Source organism: Winogradskyella sp. (assembly GCF_013042245.1).
Lineage (GTDB): Bacteria > Bacteroidota > Bacteroidia > Flavobacteriales > Flavobacteriaceae > Winogradskyella.
Map to the genome: position 1 here is coordinate 1 of NZ_JABDQL010000098.1, position 16386 is coordinate 16386.

The window sequence follows — 16386 nt, forward strand, 5'->3', positions numbered from 1 at the left end:
TCTAAAAAACTATCTATTAAAAGCAAAAGGCTTGAAGCTGGGTGGAATGAAGACTATTTGCTCAAAATATTAAATTTAAAAGTATGATTTTGCCCTGACAGATACAGATGGTATAGTGCTTACAAATTTAACCCAACGAGAAGACGATATCTTAAATGGGCAATCGAACATAGATTTTACACTTCGTTATTATACTGATGCAGCTTTTACCAATGAAATTCTAACACCAACAGCATATCAAAACACCAATGCTTCAGAAACCATATATGTACAAATGGAGAATGTTAACTCCTTAGGAGAATGTATTGCAGAAACCTCATTTGATTTAGAAGTTTTACCATTACCAATTGTAACTCTAGTAGTTAACTTACGTCAATGTGATGATGACACTGATGGATTTTCGGTATTTAACCTTAGAGAAGTTTATGCAGAGTTATCAATAAACCATCAAAACGAAACTATTACGTTTCATGAAAGTCTTTTAGAAGCAGAAAGCGGTAACAGCCCAATAACCAATGAAACAGTGTACACCAATGAAACAGTAAGTACAGATAAGGTTTGGGCAAGAGTTGAAAGTGCTAATGGTTGCCATAGAACAGCAGAAGTTAACTTAATTGTGTCAACCACTCAAATACCATTAACATTTACAAGAGAATTTTTTGCTTGTGATGATGCCATAAATGGCACCAATACAGATGGTATTTCGGCATTTGATTTTAGTTCAGTTACTACAGAAATTGAAGCTATTTTTCCTATAGGACAGCAACTTGTTATCAATTATTATCGCAATCAAGCCGATGCATTAGCAGAAGAAAATCCCATCACGGATATAAGCAATTACAGAAATATGGGTTACCCCAATTCTCAAGACATTTACATTAGAGTAGATAGTTTATTAGATAACGACTGTTTAGGCTTAGGAGAACATATAACATTGACTGTAGAAACAGTACCAGTTGCCAATCCAGTAAGCATAGCAGAACAATGTGATGCAGACGGTGATGGTATGTACCCTTTTGATACCAGCACTATAGAGAGTGATTTATTGCAAGGGCAAACCAATGTTACGATAACATACACGGATACTATGGGTAATCCATTACCAAGTCCATTGCCAAACCCATTTCTTACAGGCACACAAGACATAACGGTTAGAGTAACTAACAGTTTATCTCTAGACCCAAATGGTGCTTGTTTTGCGGAGACCACATTAAGCTTTAGAGTTCAAGCTGCTGCTGTAGCTAACGCTATTCCAGATTTTATAGCATGTGACGATGATACCGATGGGGTTTTTAGTTTTGATACGAGTACTGTTGAAGCCACATTACTAAATGGACAAACAGGCATGGATGTGACCTATACAGACGCCATGGGAAATCCATTACCAAGCCCATTACCAAATCCGTTTACAACAGCAACACAAACGATAACTGTAAGAGTCACAAACCAATTAAGCTCAGCTTGCTTTGATGAAACCACGATTAATTTTATCGTCAATGAAGTCCCCATAGCAAATACTATAGATGATGATTTTGTTTGTGATGATACCTCCAATGATGGTGAAGAATTTTTTACATTTTCAGATTATGATTCACAGATTTTAGGCTCACAATCTCCAACTACTTTTGAATTTTTTTACTTCGATAATTCGGCTGACGCAATGGATATTAATGCCATACCACTAGCAGATAGTTATTTGGTGAATAGTTTGTCGACTATAGTACATGCTAGAATACAAAACCGAAACAATCCAAATTGTTTTGCTAGAACTAGTTTTCAATTGGGAGTCAATGTTTTACCTATTGCAGCTACACCAACAGACTTCGATGTTTGTGATGATGACTCTAATGATGGAGAGGAACTCTTCTCACTTGGAGACAAAGACATAGAGGTATTGGATGGCTTAAGCCCTAATGATTTTGATGTAAAATATTATCTGAGTATCGATGATGCCATTCAAGATGAAAATCAAATTTCGGATGACTTTACCAATACAGAAACCCCACAAACCATATATGTGCGTTTAGAAAATGTTATCTCTCCAGATTGCTATACCACAACACAGTTTGACATCTATGTACGTGAGCAGCCCGTATTATTAATGGATGCTTTATGGCCTATTTGTGAAGGTGAAACCGTAGATGTTATAGCAGATGCGGGCTATGACCATTACAGTTGGTCTAATGGAGAGATGACACAAATAATAACGGTTGATGCCCCACAAAGGCTCACTGTAAGAGTTTGGAACGATTATGGTAACTTGATTTGTGAAACTGAGAAAACCATAACAGTTACCCAATCTAATATTGCAAGTATAGATACTGTAGATTGGACGCAATCGCAAAATAGCATCACAATAGAAGTAACAGGAAATGGTGATTATGAATATTCAATTGACGGCATTATTTATCAGGATTCCAATACCTTCAACAATTTATTGCTTGATGAATATACTGTTTATGTAAGAGATAAGTTAGGCTGTGGTACGGTTTCAGAAACGGTCTATTTGCTTGGTGCGCCTAAGTTTTTTACCCCAAACGGAGATGGTAATAATGATACTTGGCAAATTATTAATGGCTTTGTAGAGCCATCTAATACTATTAGAATTTTTGACCGCTATGGAAAGCTTTTAAAACAACTCAGTCCAACAGATATTGGTTGGGATGGTACTTTTAATGGAAATATGTTACCGACCAACGATTATTGGTTTACAGTAGAGCGGCAAAATGGGAGAACTTATACAGGGCATTTTACGTTAAAACGATGATTTTATCATCGAAGGATTGAGCATATAATTGAGCTTAATTAAAAAAGCCTCGAATATCTATTTTATAATCAAGGCTTTATAAATAATAATTTGTGGTCCCACATGGGCTCGAACCATGGACCCCCTGATTATGAGTCAGGTGCTCTAACCAACTGAGCTATAGGACCCATTGACTAGCGTCAATTTGCTTTATTACTAAAGCGAGTGCAATATTACTATATATTTATAAACTCTACAAGAAAATTGAACCAATTTAATCATGTATATCTTGGCACAACTCAATAAGAACGCCGTTTGTGGACTTTGGATGCAAAAAGGCAATCAATTTATTATCTGCGCCTTTTTTGGGTTTCTCGTGTATCATTTTAAAACCTTCTTTAGTTAGGCGTTCAATTTCAGCTTCGATATCATCAACAGCAAAAGCAATGTGGTGAATGCCTTCGCCCTTTTTTTCTATAAACTTGGCGATAGGACTATCTTCAGAAGTGGCTTGTAATAATTCAATTTTGTTTGGACCACATTCAAAAAAAGAGGTCATGACACCTTCACTAGCTACGCTTTCAGTTTTATAATGTTTCTTTCCAAAAAGTGAAGCAAATAAATGATTGGAACTCTCAATATTTTTGACGGCTATGCCGATATGTTCTATTTTTTTCATCTTAAATAAAAATTGAGCAACAAATAACGAAAATTTAAAGACCATAAAATATGATTTTTGTTACTTATAATACACTAATCCTTAAATATCTTCTATTTTTGCAAAATGGAAACACAAAGACAGAAAAAAATAGCAGGAATACTTCAACAAGATTTGGCTGACGTATTACAACGCGCAGCATCTGAAGGCGGTTTGCGTGGTGTAATTATTTCTGTATCCAAGGTAAGTGTTACAACAGATTTATCTATTGCAAAGGTTTATCTAAGCATTTTTCCCAATAAAGACGGAGAAGAACTCCTTAAGGGAATTCGTTCTAACACACCACTTATTCGTCATGAATTAGCACAACGTACACGCCATCAGTTAAGACGTATGCCAACACTCGAGTTTTTTATCGATGATTCTTTAGAGTATATAGACAATATTGAAAAATCCTTAAAAGGTGAAGAAAACCCAATCGAGGATGAAGATTTATTGGGGCGAAGAAAAAAATCATAACTCTTTTTTAAAAGTATTGTCTCGCAGTCTATTTTTACTAATTTTATGCCAGACTGTAGACTAGATGAACACATCATTTTACATCGCTAAGCGATATTTGTTTTCCAAAAGCAGCAATAATGCCATAAATATCATGAGTTTTATTGCCTCAGGAGGAGTTATTGTAGCCTCCGCAGCGCTCTTAATAGTACTTTCTGTTTTTGCCGGACTCAAAGAGTTTAGTCTAGAATTTTCAAACTTCACAGATCCAGATTTAAAAATTTTACCTGTTGAGGGCAAGTCTTTTTTATTCTCAGAAACTGAATTAGAACAACTCAATAAAATTGAAGGCGTAGCAGCTTCATCAAAAATTATCGAAGAACGTATTGCTATAAAATCCGAAAATAAAAATGTTTTAGCCACCTTAAAAGGTGTAGACGAAAACTACCTCATAGTTACCCAAATCGATAGTATGATTACCCAAGGGCAATGGATAGAGCCAGGCACAAATGATGTTGTTTCTGGAGATGGCATTTCTAATAATCTGTCCTTTGGAATTTTTAATTTTTCAAAACCCTTAACGCTTTACGTTCCCAAACCAGGGAAGGGCCAAGGAAGTAACATAAGAAGTTATTTTAATTCTGAAGTGGTCACCAATGTTGGTTTGTTTTATGTGAATGAAATCATAAGTAACGAATATATTTTTTCAGATATTAGTTTAGCGCGCTCACTATTAAATTATGAGGATAATCAAATATCGTTCTTAGAACTAAAGCTAGAAGCTGATACTAATGAAGATGAGGTTAGGAATGCAATAGAGACCGCTTTCCCAAATCAATTCATCATAAAAAATAGAGCACAACTCAACGACGCCTTATTCAAAATGCTAAATACCGAAAACCTTGCCGTTTATCTCATATTTACACTTGTCATAATAATTGCATTATTTAATGTTATTGGCGCTATTATAATGATGATTTTAGACCGAAAAAAATCACTAAACACACTTTTTAATCTCGGTGCAGAACCAAAACTAATAAAAACCATCTTCTTTTTGCAAGGGACGTTAATGACCGTGTTAAGTGGAATAATCGGCATTATAATTGGACTTTTGGTCATTTTATCGCAGCTACAATTAGAGTGGATAATGCTAACACCAGATTTTCCTTATCCTGTAAAATTGGAAATAATGAATATTGTTTTAGTTATCATTACCATTTTTGGGTTAGGCATCATAGCCTCAAAACTAGCATCTCAACGCATCACAAAAGACTTAATAAAGACCGCATAAATTATTCGAGAGTGTTGCGAATAACTTGGATGTTCTATGTAATTACCTATAGGTATTAAGATATTTACTTAAAAAAATTTTAGGCTAAACGATTAAATCTTAAGCAAATTGGTGGTCACCAAATTTTTCTAAAGCCTCATCAAAAGCAGCAAAGACATCTTTTGAATCATCGCTAGTTACCATTTTCATACGATAAGGTTTAAAATCTGGAATGCCTTTAAAGTAGTTGGTATAATGACGTCTCGTTTCAAAAACACCTAGAATTTCACCTTTCCAATCAATAGCCATTTGTAGGTGTCTTCGAGCAGCTTCGACACGTTCTTGCATTGTAATCGGTCGGTAATGTTCACCAGTTTTAAAAAAGTGCTTTACCTGTTTAAAAAACCATGGATTACCAATCGTAGCACGACCAATCATAGCACCATCTAATCCGTATTTATCTCGCATTTTCACGGCCATTTCAGGTGTGTTAACATCACCGTTTCCAAAAACAGGAATATGCATTCGTGGATTATTTTTTACTTCGGCAATAGGTTTCCAATCGGCATTACCTTTATACATTTGAGCACGCGTACGACCATGAATAGCAATAGATTTTATACCTACATCTTGCAACCGTTCAGCAACTTCAACAATTTTTATTGAATCATGGTCCCAACCCAAACGTGTTTTTACTGTAACGGGCAGGTTGGTGCGTTTTACCATTTCGGCAGTGAGTTTTTCCATGAGGCAGATATCTTTTAAAATACCAGCACCAGCACCTTTGCTCACTACTTTTTTGACCGGGCAACCTAAGTTAATGTCAATAATATCTGGCTTGGATTTCTCAACAATATCAATGGTTTGTAACATGCTTTCCATATTAGCTCCAAAAATTTGAATACCTACTGGACGCTCTTTCTCATAAATATCGAGCTTCATAACGCTTTTTGCTGCGTTTCGGATTAAGCCTTCGCTACTCACAAATTCAGTATAAACTACATCTGCACCTTGCTCCTTACACAATGCACGAAAAGGAGGGTCGCTTACGTCTTCCATTGGAGCTAAAAGCAGTGGAAATTCCCCTAATTCTATGTCGCCTATTTTTACCAAATGCCAAATAATTTGGTGCAAAACTAGGTTTTTTTAGGTAAATGTTTTCTAAAAATTTAAATTAGTAGCTATGAAACATAAGATTTACGTTTTATTAGCCCTTTTCTTGATTATTTTCAGTTTCTCTAAGGCTCAAAATAATAAAACAAAGATTTTTAAGAATAAACACCTAAAAGTAGAATATCCCAAAACATGGTTTAAGTTTGGAGCAATCGGATACGTTTATTTTATCCCTAAAACTATAAGAAAAAACACATTTGAAAATGAGGTAGAGCATGTATCAATTAACAAAAACATAATACCAATTAATAATGGCGAAAATGTTGAAAATGTTTTAAAGAACTATTCCAGTGTTTTAATGAGAAATGAAATTAAAAAAACCTTCGAGATTGTAAAATTGGAGTCGTATTCAAAATTTATTTATAAAATAACATCTTCGGTTATTTATAATTCAATTGATGAAATTTATAAGAGAGTAGAGTATTTCTTCATTAATAAAGACGAAGCCTTAGAGAATTACAGATATCAAATGCGCGAAGGTTTATTCGACAAATACTATGACGACGCTATGTTAATCATCAACTCAATTGAGAAGCGGTAGACTTCAAAACCCAAACACTATAAATCCCAAGCACAAACTCGCCAATAGTTCCACAAATATATAAGTCTAAAGGCACACCATCTAGAAGTATACTCAGCAATTGACCTAAAGCCATTGGCAACATAAAAATACATGACTAATCAAAGCTGGTTTGTAAAAAGATTTCTTAAAAACTCCTAAAGCCCAAAGCGTCGCAAAGCCAAAGTACAAACCCATAATGGCTTTGTTAAAATTTCTTTCATCTACAGTTTCAGGCTGTAGCTCTAAAAACACATCAGGGTAAAACCCATAGCTTAGGCCAGCACTAACAACAATGGGAATAGAAATCCAAAGATGAATATTTTGTTTGTTGATTTTCAAATCAAAATTTAACGGTAGTATCTATAACTTTCTCACCACGTTTTACCATGATTTTTGCAGTATTACCTTTTTCAAAAACGGATAAAGCGCGCATATAGCTCATCATATCCGTTACAGTACTGTCGCCAAGTTTTATAACAACATCTCCTTTTTGGAGACCTGCAGCAAAAGCTGGTGTATCCTCTCGTGTACCGTCGATACGCATGCCTTTTCCGTCGTATAAATAGTCTGGTACAACACCTAAACCAACTTTAAAACGAGGCGTTTGTTCACTTTCGTTTTTCGTTTTTCTGAAAGCCAATTCACCATTATCATCCAAATCATTAATGATTTGAAAAATATAATTTGATATAAGGTTCATTCCATCGTAATTCAGTTTTTCTGAATCATCACTTGGTTTGTGATAATCTTCGTGCTGACCCGTAAAGAAATGTAACACAGGAGTATCTATTAAATAAAAAGAGGTATGATCACTTGGCCCAACACCACTTTCATTTTCTATGAGTTTAAATTTATCATTATTTGCTTTTAAAGTTTGCTTAAACATTGGTGATGTTCCTGTACCGTAAACTGCTAAAGTGCTATCGGCTTTCATACGGCCAACCATATCCATATTAATCATATAGTTTATGGATTTGGCATCAATCGTTGGGTTTTTTGAGAAATAATTAGAGCCTAATAAACCCATTTCTTCTCCTGAAAAAGCCATGAATAGATAATTGTTGTTGTCTTTTATTTCAGCTGTTTCATTTTTTACTCTCAATCGGTCAGCAAGATGAAGCATTACGGCCACACCACTCGCATTATCATCGGCACCGTTGTGAATGGCCTTTTCCTTTTCGCTATACAATGAGCCTTCGCCACCAAAACCCAAATGGTCATAGTGTGCACCGATAACAATAATTCTTTCGGCACTATTGTCTATATAACCAATAACGTTTCTACCTGTAATCGTGCTATCAGCATTGGTCGTAAATTCTACTTCTTTATGAGGGTCTGTTTTTGGCTTAAATGAAAAAGATTGAATATAGCCTTCGGTTCCCATTGGCTTTAGACCAATGGTTTTAAAACGCTCTACTATGTAATCTGAAGCTTGCTTCTCGCCATTTGTTCCTGTTTGTCTACCTTCTAGTTTATCGCTTGCTAAGAACGCAACATCTTGTTCTATTTTATTCTTAGCAATTTTAGGTTCATTTTTACAGGAGAAAAATCCTGCTAAAAGAAATAAAAACATCATTTTTTTCATGACTAAGTATTATTTTTGCGCAAAATTAGGCATTACAGGCCACTTATAATAATACTTTAGGATGAATAGATTTTTAGGATTATCACTGATATTAGTTATTTCACTTCTATCATGTAAAAACGAAGCCAAAACAACGTCTACAGATAAATTAGAAAATGAAACGGTAGAAAAGACTAAAAAAGACCCACTTATTTATCCAGAAGAAGTTCATTTTAAGTCTATTCGTCAGGTCACTTTTGGTGGCGATAATGCCGAAGCTTATTGGAGTTTTGATGACAAGCAGCTAGTGTTCCAGTCTAATAATGCTGCTTGGAATGTTGGTTGCGACCAAATGTTTTTAATGAATGCCGATGAAACCTTTAAGGATAAAGTACCACCGATGATTAGTACTGGAAAAGGTCGTACGACTTGTGCTTATTTTCTTCCAGATAACAAGCATATTATCTACGCTTCAACACATTTGGAGCAAGATGAATGCCCGGAGACACCTTTGCGTAAAAACGGAAAATACATTTGGCCAATATATGATAGCTACGATATTTTCGTGGCCGATTTGGAAGGTAATATTGTAAAGCAATTAACTAACGAAATTGGTTACGACGCTGAGCCAACGGTTTCTCCAAAAGGTGATAAAATTGTGTTTACATCGACGCGTAGTGGAGATTTAGAATTATACACTATGAATATAGACGGAAGTGATGTAAAGCAAATTACAAACGAATTGGGTTACGATGGTGGTGCATTCTTTTCGCCAGACGGAAGTCAGATAATTTTCCGCTCATCTCGTCCCAAAACAGAACAAGAAATTAAAGAATATAAAGACTTGTTAGAAGAAGGTTTAGTAGAGCCTACTGAAATGGAATTGTATATCTGTAATGCAGATGGTAGTAATTTAAGGCAGCTTACAGATTTAGGAAATGCTAATTGGAGTCCATTCTTTTTGCCATCAGGAGACAAGGTATTGTTTTCCTCGAATTTTGAAGCGGAACGCGGTTTTCCTTTTAATCTATACATGATTGATACCGACGGAAAAAACCTTAAACGTATCACACATGGCGAAACGTTTGATGCATTTCCAGTATTTTCAAATGACGGAAAGTATTTAGCGTTTTCTTCTAACCGAAATAACGGCGGAGGACGTGATACAAATTTATTTATTGCTGAGTGGCAAGACTAATTTTTTGAATGTCCGTAATGAGAAATCAATATATTTTTCAATTTATGATTAAATAAGGACTGTATATCCTTAAAGTATAATAATCAGAATGTATCTGTCATTTCGAGCGTAGTCGAGAAATCTAAGTTATTGATTTGTAAGACATTTCGACTTTAGTTTATGCTGAGCACAGTCGAAGTACTCAATGTGACAGAATGTGTTTGAAATCTAAATTATTACTGATTACGGACATACAAAAAAAGGATAATCAATACTAATTTTATTGTAAATCTTTAATCCTATCGCGTTCTTCGGCACCTGTAGTACGCTCGTTGGTGCTTAATTTAGTATTTCCAAACTTGTAACGGAAACCAAGCTTTACAAAGCGGTTGTCTAGATTATCAAATCGTCTACTCGACTGGTCGCCGTAGCCAATCCTTACTCTAGGATCTTGGTCATTGAATATGTCTTGAACAGAAAGCGATAATACACCTCTCTTTTTGAAAATACTTTTAGTAATACTTAATTCTGAAAACAACCGGTCTTCAACAATTTGAAGCCCTTGAAGATTCTTCCCTACAAAGGTCAAGGTAAAGTTGAGATTAAGACTATTATCATCTAAAAACGAAAAATTATTTGCCAGAATGCTATAATTAGACCATTGTTCAAGTTCAATTCTCTCTGTCCCAAAACCATTTTCTTCAGAAATATTGAAAAAAGAGGTTACAAAATAAAGATTCCAATTATCTGTTGGGTAATAATCAAAGGCAAAATCAAAACCAAAATCCACAGTTTTATCAAGATTTACAGGTGTGTAAGCCAAAATATTATTGTCATTATCTTGTCTTGGGATTTCACTAATAGCACCATCATAATTCATATAATAGGCTTCGATTGTAAAGTGCTCTAGGAAGTTTGTTCCAATAACAAAATGGTCTTGAAATGTAGGTTGAAGTGCAGGATTACCAACAACAGTTGTGTTTTCGTTTAAGAAGAAAACAAAAGGATTGAGATCGGTATAACTAGGACGCATTATGCTTCGCTTATAATTTCCGTATAAGCTAAAATTATCAGAAAAGTTATGAGAAATACTAATGTTAGGGAACCATTCAAAATAATTCTGGGTGTTTGTTTGGTTTAATGTTGGTGAAAAACCATCGACATCTGTTTGTTCGGCTCTAAGTCCTAAAATCAAATCCCATTTATCCCATGATTTGCTATAATTAACATAGGCAGCAAAGATGTTTTCGTCATAATCAAAAGCGTTACTGTTTGCGGTGTTTAAGATTTCTACACCGTTGTCTAAATCTAATCTATTAATTGAACTTTCAGTATTAATATTCGACAATTTTAAACCAGTATCAAATGAAGAAGATTCACTTAATGGTAAACTGTAATCTACCTTTGCTGTGTATATTTGAGTATCCTGATTGGCATTTGTATTAAACTCGGAATTAAGACTATTATCAACTTGATAATTCTGAATTACATTTTGATTACGACTGTAATCGTACACTGTGTAGTGACCATTAAAAGAAAGACTACCTCCATAATTAAATTCTGTTCTTAAGTTAAAATCTGTACCAATGTTTAACTTATCATCACGAGATAATCCATTTGCTATAAAGCGTTCTAAAAAACTAGAATTGGCATCAGTAATGTCTGTAATATCTGTAATTCTATATTTAAAGTAAGGAGTAAACAAACCTGTTGAGGTAAGACTAAGAGTTGTTTTTTTACTTAAATAATAATCAAAATTAAGATTAATATTGTGAGTTTCTGACCATGTGTTTCTGTCTCCGTCAGAGTTCCAGATTTGATCTATGTTGTTGTTTGTATCTAAATAATCGATAGTACCTTGTTGTTCTCTATTAATTTTTTGGCTTGTGTAACTGTAATTTACATTAAGATTAATTTTATTGTTTTTAAAAAAATGACTTGTGGCACCATTATATCTAGGAAAAACACCTTGAGTATAGTTTGTAGCAATACTTCCACGATAACCTGTCACCAAGTTTTTACTCATGATGATGTTTATTACGGAACCACTATCGGCATCATAACTTGCTGGTGGATTTGTAATTACATCAACAGACTTTATGCTGTTAGCTGGCGCACTTTCTAAAAGCTGAATTAACTCCTGAGAGGTCAATTGCACCCGACGATTATTAATAAAAACGGTCGCTGGTGAACTTTTAATATTGATACTTCCATCAGATACGATTATACCTGGTGTATTTTTTAAAACTTGAAGCGTAGTCCCTTCTGTCAGTGCTGTATTCTCAACATTAAAAGTTAAGCGATCAGGTTTTCGGGTTATGGTTGGCCGTTTGGCAGTAATAGTAATTGTATCTAATGCTTCAGAGTCTTCAACTAAAACTGTCGTTTCTAATTGAGTGTCTTTAGAAAGAATAATTGGTATTTCAATAGTTTTAAAACCAATAAAACTCGCTTTTAAAATGTAATTGCCTTTAGTGAGGGAATTGAGTTCAAAAACACCATCGTTATTAGTACTTGTCCCTTTTATAAAGGAATTGTCCTCAGCATTTTCAACAATAATATTTACATAAGATAAGGGCTGTTGCGCCTCGTCAATAACTTTTCCTTTTAAAAAAAAATTTTGTGAAAACACAGAAAGACCAAATACTAAAAGTATTGTAGTAAGTAGGGGCTTCAATTTGTATTCTTTGATTTAGTTAGTAATAAGGCACAATATACAAATAGTTTTTGACTTCAAATTGCGGAAAAACCGCAGTTAACAGTTATTTTCTTCTACTTTTTGGTAGTCAAGCCACTTCTAAAACGATTATATTTGCACAAGAAAAATTGCATAAGAAAAGATTACATGAAGAATATTAGGAATTTTTGCATTATTGCGCATATCGATCATGGTAAAAGCACACTTGCCGATAGGTTATTAGATTATACAGGTTCGGTTACAGCTCGCGAAAAGCAAGACCAACTTTTAGACAGTATGGACTTGGAGCGCGAACGTGGTATAACCATTAAGTCACACGCCATACAAATGGACTATACCTATGAAGGCCAAGATTATGTTTTAAACCTAATTGACACACCTGGTCACGTAGATTTTTCATACGAAGTATCACGTTCAATTGCCGCTTGTGAAGGTGCGTTATTGATTGTTGATGCAGCACAAAGCATACAAGCACAAACAATTTCAAACTTATATTTAGCCTTAGAGAACGATTTAGAGATTATTCCGGTTTTAAATAAAGTCGATTTGCCAAGTGCAAACCCCGAAGAAGTTACTGATGATATTGTAGATTTATTAGGTTGCGACCCCGAAGAAGTGATTCACGCTAGTGGGAAAACAGGATTTGGTGTTGACGATATTTTACAAGCCATTATAGAGCGTGTTCCTGCGCCAAAAGGTGACCCAGACGCACCACTACAAGCCTTAATTTTTGATTCTGTTTACAATACATTTAGAGGTATAGAAACCTATTTTAGAGTTTTTAATGGCGAAATAAAAAAGGGACAAAAGATAAAATTTGTTGCTACAGACAAAGAATATTTTGCTGATGAAGTAGGGACTTTAAAACTCAACCAAATACCAAAAAAAAGCGTCAAAGCTGGTGATGTTGGGTATTTGATTACAGGAATTAAAACAGCAAAAGAAGTAAAAGTAGGAGATACCATAACTGATTTTGCAAATCCAACTACAAATATCGTTGAAGGTTTCGAGGATGTAAAACCCATGGTTTTTGCGGGTATTTACCCGGTCGATACAGAAGATTACGAAGAGTTGAGAAACTCGATGGAAAAACTACAACTTAATGATGCGTCTTTGGTATTTCAGCCAGAAAGTTCAGCAGCTTTAGGTTTTGGTTTCCGATGTGGATTCTTAGGAATGTTACATATGGAAATTATTCAAGAACGTTTGGAGCGCGAGTTTGATATGACGGTCATTACAACCGTACCTAACGTGTCTTACCACGCTTATACCAATAAAAATCCTGATGAAGCATTTATCGTCAACAATCCAAGTGATTTGCCTGAAGTGACGACCGTAAATCGTGTCGAAGAACCCTATATAAAAGCAACCATTATTACCAAAGCAGATTTTGTGGGTAATGTGATGAGTTTGTGTATCGAAAAACGCGGTATGATTATTAATCAAACCTATTTAACGACTGAACGTGTAGAGCTTATTTTTGAAATGCCATTAGCTGAAATTGTATTTGATTTTTACGATAGATTAAAGACCGTTTCTAAAGGTTATGCATCTTTTGATTATTCGCCAATAGGTATGAAAGTGTCTAAACTCGTTCGCTTGGATGTCTTACTGAACGGACAACCTGTTGATGCACTTTCGGCATTAATACATGCGGATAACGCACACAATATTGGTAAAAAAATGTGCGAAAAGTTGAAAGAATTAATTCCGCGTCAGCAATTCGATATTCCGATTCAAGCAGCAATTGGAGCAAAAATTATTGCGCGTGAAACGGTAAAAGCATTGCGTAAAGACGTAACCGCAAAATGTTATGGTGGAGATATTTCGCGTAAACGTAAACTTTTAGAAAAGCAGAAAAAAGGGAAGAAACGCATGAGACAAGTTGGTAATGTCGAAATACCACAACAAGCATTTATGGCGGTTTTAAAGTTGAATGATTAAAATGAAATTGAGAATTTTAGGTTTTAGTATACTTGCATTAGGAGTTATTCCATACTTTCTTGGGCTGTTTTCTGATTATAATGTTGATTTTATTTTTGGGATTCTTTCTGCTATTGGGCTTGGATTAGCACTTGGTTTCTTTTCAAAAAAGAAAACTTCTTAAGTACAATTTTTCGTGTAGAGAATATTTAAGTTATTTTGTCATTTGGAGCGTGGTCGAGAAATCTCATTATTATTTAAAAAATATCTTAACTAAAATTGATATTTTCAGTTGTATTCTAAAATGAACTTATCCTATTGGGAAATAAAATCATGGTTATCTAACGTCGACTTTACAATCGTTGGTAGTGGCATTGTAGGTCTTAGCTGTGCATTACAACTAAAAGAACGCTTTCCAAAGTCTAAAATTCTAATTCTTGAAAAAGGTATTTTACCTCAAGGCGCAAGTACTAAAAATGCAGGTTTTGCCTGTTTTGGGAGTTTAAGTGAATTGATTGAGGATTTAAAAACACATACAGAAGTTGAGGTTTTTAGTCTGGTAAAACAACGTGTTGAAGGCTTAAAATTACTACGCCAAACACTCGGAGATTCAAATATTGATTATCAAGAACTCGGTGGTTATGAATTATTTACTAAAGAAGATAAATCACTTTACGAGGAATGCTTAAGCCGAAAAGATGAGGTTAATGATTTACTGAAACCCATTTTCAAAGCTGAGATTTTTAGTTTCAAGAACAATCAGTTTGGTTTTAAAAATATTCAACCAAAACAAGGGTTTAACCAATTTGAAGGGCAGATTGATACCGGTAAAATGATGGTTTCGCTTACAAACAAAGTATTACAAAAAGGTATTAAAATCTTAAATGCTACGACTGTAGAGAGCTACTCAGAAGGCGCAAATTTCGTGAAAGTAAAAACCAATTACTTTGAGTTTACAACAGGCAAATTATTGATTGCAACAAATGGTTTTACTTCAAAATTATTAGATGAAAATGTAAAACCAGCAAGAGCTCAAGTATTGATTACAGAACCAATAAAAAACTTAAAAATTAAAGGCACGTTTCATTTAGAAAAAGGCTATTATTATTTTAGAAATATAGACAATCGAATACTTTTTGGAGGTGGAAGAAACCTTGATTTCAAAGCAGAAGAAACTACAGAATTAGAGCAAACAGAGCTTGTAAAAAATAAGCTTAAGGAAATACTCAGAACTACAATTTTACCTAATCAAGATATAAAAATTGACCAGTATTGGTCAGGTATTATGGGGGTTGGCTCACAAAAAAAACCAATTGTAAAGCAGCTAAGCAGTAACCTATACTGTGGTGTAAGACTTGGAGGAATGGGTGTGGCTATTGGTAGTTTAGTGGGTAAAGAATTAGCAGATTTAGTTTAGTCATGCATCTAAAAGAAAAATTATACCAGCAATGTCAAAATGCACTTAACAAACGTTTAGAAGTTATTAAAAGCACCGTTTCTGATATTCAAAATTCTCTACAATCTGAAACAAAAAGTACCGCAGGAGATAAGCACGAAACAGGTCGAGCAATGCTTCAATTAGAACGAGAAAAGGCCGGCAATCAATTAGCTGAACTACAAAAACAAATAGAAATACTACATAAAATAAACGCCCACGTGTCGCATAGTAAAGTCGCATTAGGCAGTATTGTAAAAACATCAGACTCAAATTACTTTATAGGCGTAAGTGTTGGTGAAATAAAAACGAAAAATGAATCTTTTTATGGAATTTCAGCGGCAACACCAATCGGAAGGCTTTTAATGTCTAAACAAGTCGGAGATACTATTCAGTTTAGAGCGCATCAATTTACAATTACTGAGATTTTGTAACACAATTCTATTAATTATTGTTTTAACTTCACGCTACAATTATTTGTTATGAAACGCGCATGCTAAACATATTATCACCCAAAGGAATGATTAATAGCGAACAGCATGTGTCCTTAAAAAAACAATACATATAAACACATGAAACCTCCATTACGGCGCAAAAATAATTTTAGAGGAATCCGTCACAAAAGGATATGAATAATTAAAAAAAGTCCGTCTATTATTACCTTAGGGTATTATTAACAAAA

General features: G+C 34.4%; 13 protein-coding genes, 1 tRNA gene and 1 pseudogene. 9 read left to right on the top strand and 6 right to left on the bottom strand.

Annotation, left to right across the window (positions count from 1 at the left end):
- Positions 1 to 115: 115 nt before the first annotated feature.
- Positions 116 to 2767 (top strand): T9SS type B sorting domain-containing protein, encoded by a 2652-nt coding sequence (locus HKP48_RS08000; RefSeq protein WP_296344632.1) that lies wholly within the window; start codon positions 116 to 118, stop codon positions 2765 to 2767.
- 93 nt (positions 2768 to 2860) lie between these two features.
- On the opposite strand, the gene HKP48_RS08005 is transcribed toward HKP48_RS08000, so the two are convergent.
- Positions 2861 to 2934: transfer RNA gene (locus HKP48_RS08005), tRNA-Ile, on the bottom strand.
- Positions 2935 to 3020: 86 nt separating this feature from the next.
- The gene (mce, locus tag HKP48_RS08010; RefSeq protein WP_296344634.1) at positions 3021 to 3425 is read right to left on the bottom strand and encodes a methylmalonyl-CoA epimerase; all 405 of its coding nucleotides are present in this window, start codon (positions 3423 to 3425) and stop codon (positions 3021 to 3023) included.
- Between the two features lie 105 nt (positions 3426 to 3530).
- Here mce and rbfA point away from each other — a divergent pair, with 105 nt between their 5' ends.
- Together rbfA and HKP48_RS08020 are read left to right on the top strand one after the other, a co-directional pair.
- A complete protein-coding gene (rbfA, locus tag HKP48_RS08015; protein WP_296344635.1) occupies positions 3531 to 3923 on the top strand; it encodes a 30S ribosome-binding factor RbfA in 393 nt (130 codons plus the stop codon).
- 64 nt (positions 3924 to 3987) lie between these two features.
- Positions 3988 to 5193: an FtsX-like permease family protein gene (locus HKP48_RS08020; RefSeq protein WP_296344638.1), complete on the top strand. Its 1206-nt coding sequence runs from the start codon at positions 3988 to 3990 to the stop codon at positions 5191 to 5193.
- A 99-nt stretch (positions 5194 to 5292) separates the two neighbouring features.
- On the opposite strand, the gene dusB is transcribed toward HKP48_RS08020, so the two are convergent.
- Positions 5293 to 6285, bottom strand: coding sequence for a tRNA dihydrouridine synthase DusB (dusB, locus tag HKP48_RS08025; protein WP_296344659.1), 993 nt, complete (start codon positions 6283 to 6285; stop codon positions 5293 to 5295).
- Positions 6286 to 6355: 70 nt separating this feature from the next.
- Between dusB and HKP48_RS08030 the strand changes: the two genes are divergently transcribed.
- Positions 6356 to 6886: a hypothetical protein gene (locus HKP48_RS08030; RefSeq protein WP_296344640.1), complete on the top strand. Its 531-nt coding sequence runs from the start codon at positions 6356 to 6358 to the stop codon at positions 6884 to 6886.
- Here the strand turns inward: HKP48_RS08030 and HKP48_RS08035 are convergent.
- Together HKP48_RS08035 and HKP48_RS08040 are read right to left on the bottom strand one after the other, a co-directional pair.
- Positions 6864 to 7246, bottom strand: a pseudogene (locus HKP48_RS08035) (DUF4345 domain-containing protein). The gene HKP48_RS08030 and the pseudogene HKP48_RS08035 overlap by 23 nt on opposite strands.
- 1 nt (position 7247) lies before the next feature.
- Complete coding sequence (locus HKP48_RS08040) at positions 7248 to 8492, bottom strand: M28 family peptidase (RefSeq protein ID WP_296344643.1); 1245 nt, start codon at positions 8490 to 8492, stop codon at positions 7248 to 7250.
- A gap of 61 nt (positions 8493 to 8553) precedes the next feature.
- Here HKP48_RS08040 and HKP48_RS08045 point away from each other — a divergent pair, with 61 nt between their 5' ends.
- On the top strand, positions 8554 to 9669 hold the full coding sequence (locus HKP48_RS08045) for a hypothetical protein (protein WP_296344645.1): 1116 nt from the start codon (positions 8554 to 8556) through the stop codon (positions 9667 to 9669).
- A 259-nt stretch (positions 9670 to 9928) separates the two neighbouring features.
- Here HKP48_RS08045 and HKP48_RS08050 read toward each other — a convergent pair whose 3' ends face one another.
- Positions 9929 to 12325: an outer membrane beta-barrel family protein gene (locus HKP48_RS08050; RefSeq protein ID WP_296344647.1), complete on the bottom strand. Its 2397-nt coding sequence runs from the start codon at positions 12323 to 12325 to the stop codon at positions 9929 to 9931.
- 168 nt (positions 12326 to 12493) lie between these two features.
- Here HKP48_RS08050 and lepA point away from each other — a divergent pair, with 168 nt between their 5' ends.
- From lepA to HKP48_RS08070, 4 genes are all read left to right on the top strand, one after another.
- Positions 12494 to 14290 carry a translation elongation factor 4 gene (gene lepA, locus HKP48_RS08055; RefSeq protein ID WP_296344649.1) on the top strand — a complete coding sequence of 599 codons (1797 nt, stop codon included), beginning with the start codon at positions 12494 to 12496 and terminating at the stop codon, positions 14288 to 14290.
- A 1-nt stretch (position 14291) separates the two neighbouring features.
- Entirely contained in the window at positions 14292 to 14453 is a 162-nt protein-coding gene (locus HKP48_RS08060; RefSeq protein WP_296344653.1) for a hypothetical protein, read from the top strand.
- Positions 14454 to 14573: 120 nt separating this feature from the next.
- Entirely contained in the window at positions 14574 to 15686 is a 1113-nt protein-coding gene (locus HKP48_RS08065) for an FAD-dependent oxidoreductase (protein ID WP_296344654.1), read from the top strand.
- 2 nt (positions 15687 to 15688) lie between these two features.
- Positions 15689 to 16138, top strand: coding sequence for a 3-oxoacyl-ACP synthase (locus HKP48_RS08070; RefSeq protein WP_296344656.1), 450 nt, complete (start codon positions 15689 to 15691; stop codon positions 16136 to 16138).
- The last annotated feature ends 248 nt before the right edge of the window (positions 16139 to 16386 follow it).